This window comes from Azospirillum sp. B2RO_4 (assembly GCF_051124815.1).
In the GTDB taxonomy this organism is placed as follows: Bacteria; Pseudomonadota; Alphaproteobacteria; order Azospirillales; family Azospirillaceae; genus Azospirillum.
This window is the reverse complement of the sequence record NZ_CP118488.1, coordinates 341,280-356,079: the sequence shown is the minus strand read 5'-3', so window position 1 is coordinate 356,079 and position 14,800 is coordinate 341,280. Positions and strand designations below refer to the sequence as shown.

Below are 14,800 nucleotides of genomic sequence, written 5' to 3'. Positions count from 1 at the left end.
GCCGCCGGATATTCTATGGAAGCGGCTGCCGTTGCGTGATGCAGTGGCGGACTTCACTGAAGCTAATCTGTTGATTGGGGAGGATCGATCCGACCATTTTGTCAGTTCGCAACATTGTGCCGGCACGAGATCGGAACCGGAACAGCCACGGATACCCGTTTGCCGGCATGATTGTCAGCACCCGCATGGCCGAGATGGGATCGGCGGCATCAGACGCATCGGACGATAGATGGGTCATCGTGGGATCATAGTGGTCGATCTTCCACATGATCCGCCTGTCTCGCACTGTCATGGTCGCGCAATTGGGCCTGTATGCCCCTCTCCTCTACATCCCCGCAGACTTTATAATAAAGAAGCTCTTTGCTTTGCCTTCCGGCGACCCCCTTATTGATGACCAATGGGCGGAATGGAAGGTAATTTGCTTCTCCTCCCTCGCAGCAAATCACCTGCCCCTTCCTCGATTTAACCCATCTGGCAAGCTCTGTGTAATCCAACATTGCAGCTGACCAAGCGTAGCCAAGTTTCCCTTGATTCTGGTATGGCGGATCAATAAACCAAGTCGCCTCCTCAGCTGGCGCCGAGCTGTAGTCACCACATACAATTTTCCAATGCTTGACTTTATGAAGATTTTCGGCCATGTGACGTTTACTTATTTCCCAATTTCTAATCAAAACCGGGGTTGCCTTGATCGTTTTGTAAGCGAACGCCATCTTGGTGACAGCATGTATAATATGAAGGAATTCGGTTGATTTCTCGCCGACGGTCAAATCGGGAAGAGCCGATATCTTCTCAGGAGTGGCTTCACCAATAAGCCAATGCCAGATGTCTGCAACGCGTTTATCCTTCTCAATCAGGAATATCTCCTTTTCCCAATTGCTTCCGAGAAGGCTGTAAGCGGCCGATCCGGCAAAAGGTTCTATAATCTTGTCGTAGATTGGCTTCGGGTAATGCTTGGCCGTTTGCTTTTTTCTGCCAAAGTAGTAAAACATTGCCGGCGCTCACTCACATAAATTCAAACTGCCGATTGGACTGGAAATCGCATCCAAGTTTATCACCGTACTTTTCAATGTACATAGGATTGCGATGAACAGCAACCCATCCTGCACCCATTTTCTTTTTTCCTGAACCTAACATACAATTGATTTTTGTATTTCTTCCGGAAGTTCCGCTGATTTACAAACAATACTTTAATTGTATTTCAGTCGAGCAAAACACGCCCGTTATTGCAGATCAGTTCATGCCGTTCTCTTGCCACAGATCAAAAAAGCCCCACACCAACCCAATAAGCTCTTTGACATACCGATAGCGCGCTTGCCATGTTATAATTGCAATCTGTCTTGTTCTGGGTTCCACAGCTCAGAGTTTTGCACCAGCTTCCACATTCCCAATAGTAGTCTATACCTCGATGCCCTCTGGACATTCCTTCTGTTGAAAATGGTTCATGACACCTCGAAAGCGCGGATCGATTCCAGGGGATATAAGCGCGTGCCAACTGCCTCCAGTAGAATGGGCTCGTTCAAGCGATTGAAGATTTCGAAGGCGGTGAGTAGGGCTGCATGGCAGTGGTAAACCTACTGGAGCGAATTCCGATCATTCTGGTTCATAGCCAGCGGCAGCGAAATAGGATCGGCAATCCCCGGATGTGACGGCGTTGATGGGCGCGCCTCTACGACAGCGGTGTGAATGTCGGTGGTCCTGAGGCTTTGCCGGACGTGGCGGCATGTGCCGGGCACGTAGGCACGCACCTGCCAGAACAGGTTCTTGCTATCGCGCCAGATCAAGAGCCCGTCCCCAATCTCCTTGCACACCGCCAGCGTTGCCGCCTCGCCTTCTGACATCAAGACCCCGCAACAAGGTCGCAACAGGGCACTTCAGCCTTGCTTCTGTAAAATTCCATTATTTTCACTATTTTATGAAGCGGCCGGCTGCTGCTGGGTGATGCAGTGGATGCCCCCGCCCCCTCGAACGATGTCGAGGGCCGCGATCTGCACCACCTCGCGGTCGGGAAAGGCTTTGCGAACGACGCGGTAGGCTTCGTCGTCGGCCGGATCCTCGAAGGCCGGCATCACGATGCCGCCGTTGGCGATGTAGAGGTTGGTGTATGACAGGGTCAGGCGCACCCCGTTCACGTCGCGGCGGGCCGGTTGCTGGATCGGGATGACCTCAAGTTCGCGGCCCTTCGCGTCGCGGGCGCGCTTCAGCCGGTCGAGATTGTCCTGGAAGATCTTGAAATTGGGATCGCCGGGATCGTCGGTGGTGATCGCCATCACCACACCGGGGCGCACGAACAGCGCAATCTCGTCGATGTGGCCGTCGGTCTCGTCGTCCTGATAGCCCTGCCCCAGCCAGATCACCGTCTCGACGCCGAGATGGTGCTTCAACTGCCGCTCGATCTCCTCGCGCGACAGGCCGGGATTGCGGTTGGGGTTGAGCAGGCATTGCTCGGTGGTGATCAGCGTCCCCTCCCCGTCCACATGGAAGGAGCCGCCCTCCATCACCAGCGGCGCGGAAAAGCAGGGAAGCTTGAGGTGGTCGAGGATCAGGCGGCCGACCTGCTGGTCCTTCTCGCAGCCCTCGTAATTGCCGCCCCAGGCGTTGAAGCCCCAATGGACGCCGGCCAGCCCGCCCTTGCCGTCGATGACGAAGCTGGGGCCGGTGTCGCGGATCCAGGAATCGCTGATGGGCAGCGGCAGAATCTGGACGCCGGCACCGCAGGCGAGCGAGGCCTCCGCCACATCCGCCGGGTCGCACACCATCGTCACCGGCTCGAAGCGGGAGATGGCCTGCGCGACCTCGGCGTAGGCGTCGCACGCGGCGTCGAAGGCACCCTCCGGCCAGGTTTCCGGCCGGCACGGCCACGCCATCCAGCAGCCGCTGTGGCGCGCCCATTCGCCGGGCATGTGGAAGCCTTGGCCCGTCGGCATCGGGGCGTTCGGTGTCGTCATGCGTCGATCCCCCTACCCTTTTTAAAAGTCCCTGCCCGTCGCGACGGCCGCGTGACCCGAATTGCCGGGCCTCAAAACCGCAAGACCGGGACATTTTCCGTCCCGATCCACCCTAACCACGGGAATGCGCGTTTGGCAATCGCGTCCACGGCAGCGGGCACTTGGCCTTATGGCAGAGGAACTTTTGAACGGACGCGACATCGTGTCGCGTCGGCATGCCGGGAGGGGGGCCGGCATGTAGGCCGTCGGCGGCCGATCAGGCGCGGGACGGCGGGCGCAGGGCGCGACGGGCGGTGACCGTACGGGTGGTCGAATAAGCACTGGAAACGGGACTGAAGAATCCGAGTCTCAACAAGGGGAACCACAGGAGCGCGCGCATGGCACGGCCTCTTTCGCTGTTGCAGATAGCTTCAACATAGCAAAAGAAGCAGGCAATTGCCATCCACGGCGGCAGAATTCTCCCCTGCGCGGATGGAGGGTATACTGGTTAAGATCTGTGGACCGGCCGGGCTATGGCGTCCGGCCGGTCCATGAACCTCCATCAGCCGTTCTGGATCGCCATCTGCTCGTCGCGTTTGCGCTGGCGTTCCTGGCGGGCCATGACGATGCTGGCGACGAAGATGCCGGTCGCCACCACCAGCACCATCAGGGTCGCCAGCGCGTTGATCTGCGGGCTGATGCCGAACTTCACGCTGGAGAAGATCACCATCGGCAGCGTCGTCGATCCGGGACCGGAAACGAAGCTCGCCACCACCACGTCGTCCAGCGACAGGGTGAAGGCCAGCAGCCAGCCGGCGACCAGCGCCGGGGCGATCAACGGCAGGGTGATGACGAAGAACACCTTGGCCGGGCGGGCGCCCAGATCCATCGCCGCCTCCTCCAGGCTGCCGTCCATGCCGGCCAGACGCGACTGGATGACCACCGCGACATACGACATGGTGAAGGTGGTGTGGGCGATGGTGATGGTGGTGACGCCGCGCCCGTCGGGCCAACCCACCCACTGCTCCATCGCCACAAACAGCAGCAGCAGCGACAGGCCGGTGATGACCTCCGGCATGACCAGCGGCGCGGTGATCATGCCGCCGAACAGCGTCCGGCCACGGAACCGCCCGAAGCGGGTCAGCGCGAGCCCGGCGCAGGTGCCCAGCAGCACCGCCAGCGTCGCCGACACCGCCGCCACCTGGAAGGACAGCAGGGCGGCGTCGAGCAACGTGTCGTTGTGGATCAGCTCCGCATACCATTTGGTCGAGAAGCCGGCCCACACCGTCACCAGCCGCGACTCGTTGAAGCTGTAGACGATCAGCAGCGCGATGGGGACATAGAGGAAGGCGTAGCCGAACAACAGCGCCCAGGACAGGAATCCGAACCGTTTCATCGCCCGGCCTCCGCCTGTTTGCCCTGCACATGCTGGAAGATCATGATCGGCACCACCAGGACCAGAAGCAGGGCAATGGCGACGGCCGACGCCACCGGCCAGTCGCGGTTGGCGAAGAACTCGTTCCACAGCACGCGGCCGATCATCAGCGTGTCGGGGCCGCCCAGCAGCTCCGGCGTCACGAACTCGCCCACCGCCGGAATGAAGACCAGCAGCGAGCCGGCGACGATGCCCGGCAGCGACAGCGGCAGCGTGATCTGCAGGAAGGACTTGAAGGGACGGGAGCCGAGATCGGCCGCCGCCTCCAGCAGGCTGGGGTCCATCTTCTCCAGGGTCGAATAGAGCGGCAGCACCATGAAGGGCAGATAGCAGTAGGTCATGCCGATATAGACCGCCCAGTCGGAATAGAGGATCTCCACCGGGCCGCTGGTGATGCCCGCCCATTCCAACAGATTGCTGATGACGCCGTTGCCCTTGAGGATGCCGATCCAGGCATAGATGCGGATCAGGAAGCTGGTCCAGAAAGGCAGGATCACCAGCATCATCAGCGGTCCGCGCCGCGCCGGATCGGCCTTCGCGATGGCGTAGGCCATGGGATAGCCGATCAGCAGGCAGAACAGCGTGGTGACCGCCGCGATCTTCAGCGAGTTCAGATAGGCCAGGATGTAGAGATCGTCTCCGCCCAGCCGGAAATAGTTGCTGATGTTCAGCAGGATCTGCAGCTTGGAGGTGCCGGCATCCTCGTCGGTCAGCCACTCCACCAGCGAGGAATAGGGCGGCTGGGCGATGATCGATTCGGAGAAGCTGATGCCGAAGACGATCAGGAAGGGCACCAGGAAGAACAGCATCAGCCAAAGATAGGGGACGGCGACGACCACGCCGCGGCCCCACAGACCGATCCGGCTGAGGCCGGAAACGAGGGCGGAGACGACCGCCCTCATTGGGTCAGCACCACGCCGGCGAAGGGGCGCCAGGTCAGGGTCACCTCGTCCTCCCACGTGATCGGCATTTCGGTGCGGCGCGTGACATTGGGGGCGGTGACGCGCACCGTCTTGCCGGTCGGCAACTGCACCAGATAGATCGACACGTCGCCGAGATAGGCGATCTCGCGCACGATACCGGTGGTCCGGTTACGGCCATCACCATCCGCGACCGGATCCTTGGACAGGGCGATCTTCTCCGGCCGGATGGCGACCGAGACGGGGGAGCCGGCCGGCGCCGGGGTGGCGTGGGCGATCAGCAGGTCGCAGCCCGCCTCCTCCGACGAGACGATGACCTGATCGCCGTCGGTCGACACCACGCGGCCGTCGAACATGTTGATGGAGCCGATGAACTCCGCCACGAAGCGGGTGTGGGGATATTCGTAGATCTCGGTCGGCGTGCCCACCTGCGCGATGACGCCGTGATTCATCACGGCGATGCGCGAGGACATGGTCATCGCCTCTTCCTGGTCGTGGGTGACGACGATGAAGGTGACGCCCAGCTTTTCCTGGATGTTGACCAGTTCGAACTGCGTGCGTTCGCGCAGCTTCTTGTCGAGCGCGCCCAGCGGCTCGTCCAGCAGCAGCAGCTTCGGCCGCTTGACCAGCGAACGGGCGAGCGCCACGCGCTGACGCTGGCCGCCCGACAGCTGGTGCGGACGGCGCTTGCCGAAGGCCGACAGCTGGACCATCCCCAGCATCTCCGCCACGCGGTCGCGGATTTCCGCCTTTGCCACCCCGTCCTGTTTCAGGCCGAAGGCGACGTTCTGCTCCACCGTCATGTGCGGGAACAGGGCGTATGACTGGAACATCATGTTGACCGGCCGCTCATAGGGCGGGATGCCGGCCATATCGACGCCGTCGATGAAGATCTTGCCTTCGGTCGGCTGCTCGAACCCCGCCAGCATGCGCAGCAGCGTGGTCTTGCCGGAGCCCGACCCGCCGAGCAGGGCGAAGAACTCGTTGCGGTAGATCGACAGGCTGACCTCGTCCACCGCGACGAAGTCGCCGAAGGTCTTCGTCACCTTTTCGATTCGGACATACGGCGTCTGGCCCGCGTCCTGCCACGGTTCCAGACGGGTGGGTTTGCGAATCGGCTGACCGGCCATCCGGGTTCCTCTTTCATGACGACGCCCCGGCCGCTCCCCATCGCTGGGGACCGGCCGGGGCGGGCCAGCGCCACAAATCGGCGCCTCGCGGGGGACGGCTTACTTGCCGGTCTTGACCTTGGTCCACACGCGGGTGCGGGCGCGGTCGGTGGTCTGCTTGATCTGCTTCAGCGAGAACAGCTTCAGCTTGCTATCGGCCGGCAGGAAGATGCCCGGGTTGGACTTGATGTCGTCCGACACCATCGGCAGAGAGGCCGGCACGGCGTTGGCGTAGCTGACCTTGTTGGAGATTTTCGCCATGTTGGCCGGGTCGAGCACGAAGTTGATGAAGTCGTACGCACCCTGCTTGTTCGGCGCATCGGCCGGGACCGCCAGCGTGTCCCACCAGACCTGCACGCCTTCCTTCGGCGTGATGTATTCGACCTTGGCGCTCTTGGCCTCCTCGGCGCGGGCGGCGCCCTGGATGGCGTCGCCGTTGTAGGCCATCACGACGCAGGCGTCGCCGCCGGCCAGGATGTTGATGTTCTCACCCGTGACGAACCGCTTGATGTAGGGGCGGACCGCCATCAACGTCTTTTCGACCTTCTCCAGATCCTCCTTCTTCTCGGAGTTCGGATCGAGGCCGAGGTAATTCAGCACCGACGGGATGACGTCGATGGCTGAATCCATGACGGTGATGCCGCAGGCCGAGACCTTCTTCGCCACTTCCGGCTTGAAGATCAGGTCCCAGCTGTCGAGCGGGACGTCGGGGGCGACGGCCTTGATCTTTTCCGGGATGATGGCGATGCCGACGGTGCCGCCGAGATAGGGCACGGCGTACTTGTTGCCGGGGTCCGAGTTCTCCAGCAGCTTCAGGACCTTCGGGTCGACGTTCTTGTAGTTGGGGATCTTCGACTTGTCGAGCGGACCCACAACCTTGGCCTGGATCAGGCGGGAGAGCGTCGGCTCGGCGGTCGGCACGATCACGTCATAGCCGGACTTGCCGACGAGCACCTTCTGCTCCAGCAGCTCCAGGCTGTCGTACAGGTCGACCTTCGTCTCAGCGCCCGTGGCCTTGGTGAAGTCGTCGAGGGTCGTCTCACCCAGATAGTCGTTCCAGATGTAGATGTTGACCGGCTTCTTGGCCTGGGCCATCGCCGGGCCGGCGATGGCAATCGCCGCGACCGCGCCGATGAGGCTGAGAGCGAGTTTTTTCATGATTTGCCCCGACCTGTTCGTGAGTGTTGCGGGCGCCGCCACATCCCAACGGCATACCCAGCTCGCGGGCGCTATTGCACCCACGGCCGGGCATGTTGTCAACGGTTTGGGTCGAGGTCGGAAGCCGGTTTCCGGGCGGCGGCCATCTGTCCGAAGCCTTGCCCGATCAACCGGCTATCCGGGGAGGGTCGCCGCGGTTTCTTTCCGCGCCCGGGCTTCGTCCAGCAGGCGCTGGGTCTCGCGGATCAGGGCGCGGCGACGCGCGCTGTCGATCTCGTGCTGCGCCGCCGCCGCCGCGACGTCGGCACCGCAATGGGGGCAGTCGGTCTCGTGCGGCCAGATATACTGGTTGCAGCCGCGGCAGAGCGTCAGGCTGGGCGGCACAACGCCGCCTTCGGGGGAGCGTTCATAGGTGTGGCGATGCACCTTTGCCGGGTCGCGCTCCGGCAGGCCGGGGGATTCGGCGCCGGGGATCGGCTCGGTGATGAGCGCGAACTCGCCGATGGCGAAGGCCTCCTGCGGGGCGTCCTTGATCTTCACCACCCGCTCGCGCAGACCATGCCTGGCGAGGTCGAGCACGCGGTAATGGCAGTAGGGGTTGTTGCCCCGCTTGCCCAGCAGCGATTCGGAAGTCCAGGTGCAGCCGGCGCGGCAGATGTCGGCGTAATAGCAGGTGCGGCAATAGCCCCACAGCTCGTCCACCGAGCGCAGGCGGCCGAACTGCATCCGGTCGGCATGACGCCAGATATCCTCCACGCTCATCTCGCGGATATTGCCGGCGGCATAGAGGGAGGTCGCCAGCGACGGACAGCCCTTCAGGGTGCCGTCCGCCTCGATGCCGATGCCGATCTGCCCGGCGGCACAACCGGACCAGTGCATCCGGTCGTCGCCCAGGCCGCGCCAGATATGCTCGTAGGGACCGTAATAGCCGACATTGTTGCCGACCACCATCAGCAGCCCGCGGTCCAGCCCCTCGCGGTAGAGGCGGGCCAGCAGCGGCATGACATCGAGAAGGCGGTGGGGCTGCAGCAGCAGGTCGGGGTTGTCGACGGCGTTGCCCATGGCGACGGTGAACTGAATCTGCCAGTGGGTGGCCCCGGCCTCGATGATCCGGTTCATCAGCTCCGGCAGATGGTCGGGGGTTTCGGGGCCGATCTGGGTGTTGACGGACACCGCCAGCCCGCGCTCCTTGGCGCGGCGGAGGGCGCTCATCGCCTGATCGTAGGAGCCGGGAACGCCGCGCACCCGGTCGTGCAGGTCGGGCAGACCGTCGATCGAGACGCCGATGGCCTGGAGCCCGGCCTCCACCGCCTCGTCCAGCCGGCGGTCGGTCAGGTTGCGGCCACCGGTCTGCACGGCGGTCCTGATGCCGTGGCTGCGGCAGCGCCGGATGATCTCCACCCAGTCCTTGCGCAGATAGGCCTCGCCGCCGATCAGCGAAATCTCGCGGGTGCCGAGTGCGGCCAGACGGTCGACGAGGTCCAGAGCCTCCTCGGTGCTCAGCTCATCCGGGCGCGGCCGGCCGGCGCGCGATCCGCAATGCTGGCATTTCAGGTTGCAGGCGAGCGTGGTTTCCCAGACCACCAGGACCGGGACCAGTTTGCGGAAATCGTCTTCGTCGCAATAGCGGGCCGGTACGGATGCCTGCTGATCCGGGGAGCGGGCCGAAAGGTCGGGACTGGGAAGCGGCTGGTCCATGGTTCCGGAATCTTCCTCGCAATGGCATTGGCTCTGAATATCGGCGGCGCGGTGCCGCCGGGGTGCGGGCGGCATGGACGCCGCACCCCGGCCGCCGCACCCGGCCGAAGCCGATCAGCCGTTCGCCTCGGCCTTGGCGATCTCGACCTTCAGGAGCTGCAGCAGCGCCGGAACGTCGCCGTAGGTGGCGAGATGCTGCTCGGCCTCGGCCGCGACCTGCTTCATCGTCGCCAGATCGCCGCCGGCGATGGCTTCGGTCATGGTGGCCATGTACATCGGACGGAAGGGGGCAAGGGTCGAATCGGTCATCTGTCGGTTCCTCAGCTTGGAATGGCGGGATTGTTGGAAATCGGTCGATCGGAAATCACGAGGCGGGGCAAGCCCGGCCGGATCAGGAACCGGCTTCGGCCTTGGCGATCTCGACCTTCAGCAGGTTGAGGACGCCGGCGACGTCACCGTGTTCGGCGAGATGCTGTTCGGCGGCCGCAGCCACCTCCTTCATCTTCGCCAGATCGCCGCTGACGATGGCGTCGGAAATCGCCACGCCATAAGGCTTGATGGAGCGCATGGGTGCTTCGGACATGGGGAGACTGCTCCGCAGGAAAAATGGAAAGGCGACTGCGCGCCGGATCAGCCGTTCGCCTCGGCCTTCGCGATCTCGACCTTCAGCATCTGGAGCATCGAGGCGACGTCGCCATGCTGGGCGAGGTGCGTCTCGGCCGCCGCCGCGGCCTCCTTCATCTTGGACAGGTCGCCGCTGGCGATCGCCTCGGTCATGGCGCCGCCGTAGAGCATGCGAATGGGAGCGGTGGACATCCGGTGGTCTCCTTCAAGAGATGATTGGCAAGACATGATTGGAGAAATGCGCTTTGCATGCGCAGCCTGATGCCGATGTTTAAAACTGACGAAATTCCCGAATGAACGAACGGCAGCTGAAAATCGGCAAATATATGAAACGCCATGAAACGGGATTTACAAATCTAAAAGCTATCGGTTGTCAGTTTTCATGCTATCGTGTGAATACTGAACTTCATTTCCAGAAAGCTATATCCACGCTCCGGCAGAGGTCAATTGTTAATTTGTTATTTTTAATTTTGTTTTTGAAAGAATGCTTTTGTAACTGATTATTTTGCATCGGCGAGTATGCGACTCACGCTCCGTCCGGTGCCGGGCCATGGGACGTCATCAATACTTAGCGCAAAAGAAAAGGGACGCCGCACCATCGGTACGGCGTCCCTGCTTCAGCGCAAGACGGTGCCAGAGGACTGGCTTCGGCCTTGGCGATTTCGATCTTCAAGATTTAGGCGGCAGGAGGGAGGCCGGTCGCGACCGCATGGGGCGAAAATCCCATGCGTTGAGTGTCGCGACCGGCGAAGAGAGTCCCCTTCCCAGGCGACGGCCAACTGGCCGGCGCCCGGACTCCCTGTCGTTGAAATTGCATGCGCTTGTATTTTCACTCGCGAATATGCCGTCAGTTATATCCACTCACTTAATCCGGTCAATGCAGGAATCGTGACATTTGGTTTTAAGATTGAAAGAGTCCGTGTCGAATTTTGTTTCCATATAGGGGTATTCACCAAGACGCCGGCAGTCTCAGAGCAGCAGCATTTGTGCAGCGCACAAAGAAGGCGCCGCGACTTCTGCCGCGGCGCCTTCATCATCTCCAACCGGCTGTGGCCGGGACCTTGGGTGCGGGGTTTCCCTGGGAACTTCAGCTCTGCGCGGTCAGCACAACGCCCAGCACCACCAGCAGGGTGCCGATGACGCGGGTCAGGCTCATGGACTCGCCCAGCAGCAGGACGCCGAGCGCCAGCGTGACCAGGAAGCCCAACCCGACGAAGGGATAGGCCATGGTGACCTCGACCTTCGCCAGCACCGCCAGCCACACCACCATGCCCAGCCCATAGCAGGCGAGCCCGGTCAGGATATGGGGCGTGGCGACGACGGACAGGGCGATCTGCCCGGCCTCCCCCCGCGCCAGCGCAGTCGACACCGCCGGACTGGACATGCCGATCTTCAGCGAGATCTGCGCGATGGCGGACAGGGTGACGCTCAGCAGGATCAATCCGACGACGGCGATGGGCATGGGGACTCCCGGATAAAGGCGGACGGAGAAGGGGGCCATGGGATGGGGCCGGCGGCTCAGGTCCGGCCGAAGAGGAGGGCGGCGCCGCAGACCGCGCCGATGGCGAGGCTCCACTTGTCGCGGGCGGCGAACACCACCGGATCGTCATGCATCAGCCCGCGGTGGGTCTGCAGCCACACCCGCCCGATCCAGAAGAGCAGAAGCGGGCAGATGATCCACAGCGCCTGCGGCTGGTCATAGACGCGTCCGACCTCCGGGCTGTTGATGTAGAGCGCCATCACCAGCACCGAGAGGAAGCCGGCCGACACGCCGATGGATTGCAGGACCGGCATGTCGGCGGTCACATAGCCGCGCCCCTCCGCCTGCTCCAGCCCGAGCTTCACCATGCTGTCCATCTCGGAATAGCGCTTCACCATGGCGAGGCTGAGGAACAGGAACATCGAGAAGGCCAGCAGCCAGAAGGACGGGACGATGGCGGTCGCCGTGGCGCCGCCCAGCACCCGCAGCGAATACAGCCCGGCCAGCAGCATCACGTCCCAGATCACCCGGTTCTTGGCGAACAGATTGTAGAACAGCGACGACGCGGCGTAGGTCGCCAGCGCCGCCAGGAACAGCGGCGGCAGGGCCACCAGCGACAGGACGAGGCTGGCCAGCAGCAGGCCGGGGATCAGCGTCAGGCCGAGGTCGAGCGGCAGGTCGCCGGCGGCGAAGGGGCGGCGGCGCTTGCGCGGGTGCCGCCGGTCGGCCGGCAGGTCCAGCAGGTCGTTCAGCACATAGATGCTCGACGCGCACAGCCCGAAGGCGAGGAAGGCGCCCGCCGCCTGCAGGGTTGGCCCGACCTCGCCCAGCTTCTGGCCGGCCAGAAGCGGCACGAAGACCAGCAGGTTCTTCAGCCACTGATGCAGGCGCAGCGCCTTGAGGATCAGCAGCAGGCGCGGCCGGCGCGGCGTCGTTATGGTCTCCAGCGGGCAGAGGGTGGCGGCATGGCGCAGCACGGCGGCCGGCGCATTCACCGCGATGCCGCGGCGGGCGCCGCGCCAGATCGCATAGTCGGCCTCGTCGTTGCCCATGTAATCGAAGACGCCGGACGGCACCTGCGCGCGGATCGCCTCGTATTTGCGCTCGCTCTTCAGGTTGACGCCGTCGTTGCTGGCCAGCACCTGATCGAACAGGCCGAGATGGCGGGCGATGGCGTCGGCATAGCGGTGGTGGGCGGCGGTGGCCAGCACCAGCCGGCGCCCGCGCTTGCGCTCGGCCTCCAGCCGTTCCAGGACGGCGGGGTTGTAGACGAGGCCGGTCGGGTCGATGTCGACGCGGCGGGCCAGTTCCGCCTTCAGCCGCGCCTTGCCGCCGGCCAGCCAGACCGGCACGAGCAGCGCCGCCCAGGGCCGGGCCTTGATCAGGCCGAACAGCGATTCATAGAGAAGGTCGGTCTTCAGCAGCGTGCCGTCGAGATCGACGAACAGCGGCGGCTCCTCCGCTGCGGGCGGCGGGACCGGCGTTTCGGCCGCGGCGGCGCGGGGAAGCGCGACGCTGGTCGCGGTCAGGCCGGGAGCGCCCGCATGCGGTACGTGGTCCCTGCGGTCGCCGGCCTCCGCCCCGCCCCAAACCAGGGTGGCGCGGTCATGCCGGCCGGCCAGCACGATGGTCAGCCCCAGCAGCATCAGGGTGGCGAAGAACAGGTAGGATTGCAGGACGTTCAGCGGCGTGTCGGCCAGTGCGTTGACCGGCCAGAACAGCAGGTTGCCGGCCAGGAAATAGGCTACGGCCAGCAGCGCCGCCGCCCCGGCCGGACGCCGCAGGCCGGGCTCCAGCAGGATCAGGAAGGCCAGCGCAAAGGCCGGCAGCAGGATGCCGTAATGATGCACCCAGGCGACCGGCGAGCCGACGGTGAAGCAGATGCCGGCGACGACGAAGGGCAGGATCCGCTCGGCGCCCCGGTCGCGCCGGCGCCACAGCAGTCCGAGGGCGACGAAGACGAGGCCGGAAATCTGCGTGGCGATGTGGACCGCCGGATGGTAGGGGGCGAAGGCCTCCGCCGACCAGTCGAGGTTGTTGCCGTTGTGCAGCAGGCGGTTGACCAGCCCGTTGACGGTCTGGTTGACGTGATAGCTCTCGCCATGGCGGCCGATGAACAGCAGCACGTCGAGGTAATCGACCATCGGGGCAAAGCCGTAGAACAGGGTCGCCAGCACCACGCCCGGCACCACCACGGCCGCCCAGCCCGCCGCCATCCGCCAGTCGCCGCGCAGGGCCGCCCAGGCGAGGAACAGCGACATCTGCGGCTTCATCAGCGTCGAAGCGCCGAGCAGGGCGCCGCACAACGCGCGCCGGTCACGCAACAGGGCGATGCAGGCGAAGACGAAGGCGGCGTTCAGCCAGACCTGCACCTGCCCCAGCGAGAAGGCCTTCAGAACCGGGTAGAAGCACAGGGTGGCGACGAAGCCGAAGCCGCCGAGCAGCAGCTGGGTCATGCGGTCGTCGCGGGCACCCGGAACGCGCAATCGGGCGGCCATCTCCAGCACCAGGATCGCCATGCCGGCCGCGGTCGCCAGCACGAACAGCAGATTGACCCGCTCGAAGGCCACGAGGTTCAGCACCCCCAGCGCCTTCATCGCCTCCAGCGGCAGCAGCGAGGTCACCGGATACTGGAACTTGATGTGCTGCTGGAAGAATACCCCCTCATAGACATTCTCGCCGGGCCGCTCGTGCAGCCAGCTGAGCGCCGCGATCATCGGATCCCAGCTGTCGACCGGGATCAGGTCCTGGTTTTCCAGCACGAACAGGTTCTGGATATCGGTCAGGTTGCTGGCATGGCCGCCACGGTGCAGCGCCAGCCCGAGCAGCCCCGTCGTCAGCACGATGAACAGCGACGCCAGGATGATGCTGCGTTGGACCCAGCCAACGCTGTGGAGGCCGGTCCGAAGGGACGGGATCGCTGGTTGCATGCTCATGCTTGGCCATCCATCGGTTGCCCATCGATTGCGTCGAGACGGTGCCCCTGTGACGCCCGCCTGGATTATCCATTGGGGCAATCAAAGGCGCAGGGCGCCGGCGGGGGTCGCCGTCTCCGCGAAAAACGGTCAGGTGTGTCGACTATTTTCAAAGGAGATAACAAAGTGCAGTGACGCTTAAACGTCATGGGTCGAAACACCATGCGGCGCCCGCATCTCCTTCCGCCTCCTCTGACTGGATCGAAAATACACTGCGACTTTGCTGCGAAAGTCTTCGATTTCGTGTTCCGGCGGCCATAAGCGGATTAACGCCGGCTTTGAAATTTCCGGCTGTGTCGACACGGCCGGTCGGCGCGGTCGTGGCAGAAGACGACGGCCGGCGATCGATCGGGGTGGGACCGTTGACGTGTCGGAGTAGGACAGGCGGCGGTCGACGCCAGTTGGCCGGTCTTCCCG

13 protein-coding genes are annotated in these 14,800 nt (G+C 63.6%); all 13 read right to left on the bottom strand.

The genetic code is table 11. The annotated features are described in order from the left end of the window. Window positions 1-13: 13 nt before the first annotated feature. Window positions 14-268 carry a DUF3768 domain-containing protein gene (locus tag PWS46_RS22365; protein ID WP_434623059.1) on the bottom strand — a complete coding sequence of 85 codons (255 nt, stop codon included), beginning with the start codon at window positions 266-268 and terminating at the stop codon, window positions 14-16. Then, window positions 246-989 carry a hypothetical protein gene (locus PWS46_RS22360; RefSeq protein ID WP_434623058.1) on the bottom strand — a complete coding sequence of 248 codons (744 nt, stop codon included), beginning with the start codon at window positions 987-989 and terminating at the stop codon, window positions 246-248. Before PWS46_RS22360 ends, PWS46_RS22365 begins: the two co-directional genes overlap by 23 nt. Before the next feature lie 921 nt (window positions 990-1,910). After that, entirely contained in the window at window positions 1,911-2,945 is a 1,035-nt protein-coding gene (locus tag PWS46_RS22355) for an agmatine deiminase family protein (RefSeq protein WP_434623057.1), read from the bottom strand. A 541-nt stretch (window positions 2,946-3,486) separates the two neighbouring features. Continuing rightward, entirely contained in the window at window positions 3,487-4,320 is an 834-nt protein-coding gene (locus PWS46_RS22350) for an ABC transporter permease subunit (protein WP_434623056.1), read from the bottom strand. Continuing rightward, window positions 4,317-5,261: an ABC transporter permease subunit gene (locus PWS46_RS22345; RefSeq protein ID WP_434623055.1), complete on the bottom strand. Its 945-nt coding sequence runs from the start codon at window positions 5,259-5,261 to the stop codon at window positions 4,317-4,319. Before PWS46_RS22345 ends, PWS46_RS22350 begins: the two co-directional genes overlap by 4 nt. Then, window positions 5,258-6,409, bottom strand: coding sequence for an ABC transporter ATP-binding protein (locus PWS46_RS22340; protein ID WP_434623054.1), 1,152 nt, complete (start codon window positions 6,407-6,409; stop codon window positions 5,258-5,260). Before PWS46_RS22340 ends, PWS46_RS22345 begins: the two co-directional genes overlap by 4 nt. Window positions 6,410-6,508: 99 nt before the next feature. Next, window positions 6,509-7,606, bottom strand: a complete 1,098-nt coding sequence (locus PWS46_RS22335) for an extracellular solute-binding protein (RefSeq protein ID WP_434623053.1) — start codon at window positions 7,604-7,606, stop codon at window positions 6,509-6,511. 174 nt (window positions 7,607-7,780) lie between these two features. Then, entirely contained in the window at window positions 7,781-9,304 is a 1,524-nt protein-coding gene (locus PWS46_RS22330; protein ID WP_434623052.1) for a GDL motif peptide-associated radical SAM/SPASM maturase, read from the bottom strand. Window positions 9,305-9,418: 114 nt separating this feature from the next. Further along, the gene (locus tag PWS46_RS22325; RefSeq protein WP_434623051.1) at window positions 9,419-9,613 is read right to left on the bottom strand and encodes a DUF1843 domain-containing protein; all 195 of its coding nucleotides are present in this window, start codon (window positions 9,611-9,613) and stop codon (window positions 9,419-9,421) included. 82 nt (window positions 9,614-9,695) lie between these two features. Continuing rightward, a complete protein-coding gene (locus tag PWS46_RS22320; protein ID WP_434623050.1) occupies window positions 9,696-9,887 on the bottom strand; it encodes a DUF1843 domain-containing protein in 192 nt (63 codons plus the stop codon). A 47-nt stretch (window positions 9,888-9,934) separates the two neighbouring features. Further along, window positions 9,935-10,120 (bottom strand): DUF1843 domain-containing protein, encoded by a 186-nt coding sequence (locus PWS46_RS22315; RefSeq protein WP_434623049.1) that lies wholly within the window; start codon window positions 10,118-10,120, stop codon window positions 9,935-9,937. 895 nt (window positions 10,121-11,015) lie between these two features. After that, window positions 11,016-11,390: an EamA family transporter gene (locus tag PWS46_RS22310; protein WP_434623048.1), complete on the bottom strand. Its 375-nt coding sequence runs from the start codon at window positions 11,388-11,390 to the stop codon at window positions 11,016-11,018. A 56-nt stretch (window positions 11,391-11,446) separates the two neighbouring features. Beyond that, window positions 11,447-14,344: a UbiA family prenyltransferase gene (locus tag PWS46_RS22305; RefSeq protein WP_434623046.1), complete on the bottom strand. Its 2,898-nt coding sequence runs from the start codon at window positions 14,342-14,344 to the stop codon at window positions 11,447-11,449. Between the last annotated feature and the right edge of the window lie 456 nt (window positions 14,345-14,800).

Excerpts from the sequence above, each read along its gene's own strand:
- PWS46_RS22325 (WP_434623051.1), bottom strand. The coding sequence starts at position 9,613 with ATGACCGATTCGACCCTTGCCCCCTTCCGTCCGATGTACATGGCCACC.
- PWS46_RS22350 (WP_434623056.1), bottom strand. The coding sequence starts at position 4,320 with ATGAAACGGTTCGGATTCCTGTCCTGGGCGCTGTTGTTCGGCTACGCC.
- PWS46_RS22335 (WP_434623053.1), bottom strand. The coding sequence starts at position 7,606 with ATGAAAAAACTCGCTCTCAGCCTCATCGGCGCGGTCGCGGCGATTGCC.
- PWS46_RS22315 (WP_434623049.1), bottom strand. The coding sequence starts at position 10,120 with ATGTCCACCGCTCCCATTCGCATGCTCTACGGCGGCGCCATGACCGAG.
- PWS46_RS22345 (WP_434623055.1), bottom strand. The coding sequence starts at position 5,261 with ATGAGGGCGGTCGTCTCCGCCCTCGTTTCCGGCCTCAGCCGGATCGGT.
- PWS46_RS22355 (WP_434623057.1), bottom strand. The coding sequence starts at position 2,945 with ATGACGACACCGAACGCCCCGATGCCGACGGGCCAAGGCTTCCACATG.
- PWS46_RS22305 (WP_434623046.1), bottom strand. The coding sequence starts at position 14,344 with ATGAGCATGCAACCAGCGATCCCGTCCCTTCGGACCGGCCTCCACAGC.
- PWS46_RS22320 (WP_434623050.1), bottom strand. The coding sequence starts at position 9,887 with ATGTCCGAAGCACCCATGCGCTCCATCAAGCCTTATGGCGTGGCGATT.
- PWS46_RS22310 (WP_434623048.1), bottom strand. The coding sequence starts at position 11,390 with ATGCCCATCGCCGTCGTCGGATTGATCCTGCTGAGCGTCACCCTGTCC.
- PWS46_RS22340 (WP_434623054.1), bottom strand. The coding sequence starts at position 6,409 with ATGGCCGGTCAGCCGATTCGCAAACCCACCCGTCTGGAACCGTGGCAG.
- PWS46_RS22330 (WP_434623052.1), bottom strand. The coding sequence starts at position 9,304 with ATGGACCAGCCGCTTCCCAGTCCCGACCTTTCGGCCCGCTCCCCGGAT.
- PWS46_RS22365 (WP_434623059.1), bottom strand. The coding sequence starts at position 268 with ATGTGGAAGATCGACCACTATGATCCCACGATGACCCATCTATCGTCC.
- PWS46_RS22360 (WP_434623058.1), bottom strand. The coding sequence starts at position 989 with ATGTTTTACTACTTTGGCAGAAAAAAGCAAACGGCCAAGCATTACCCG.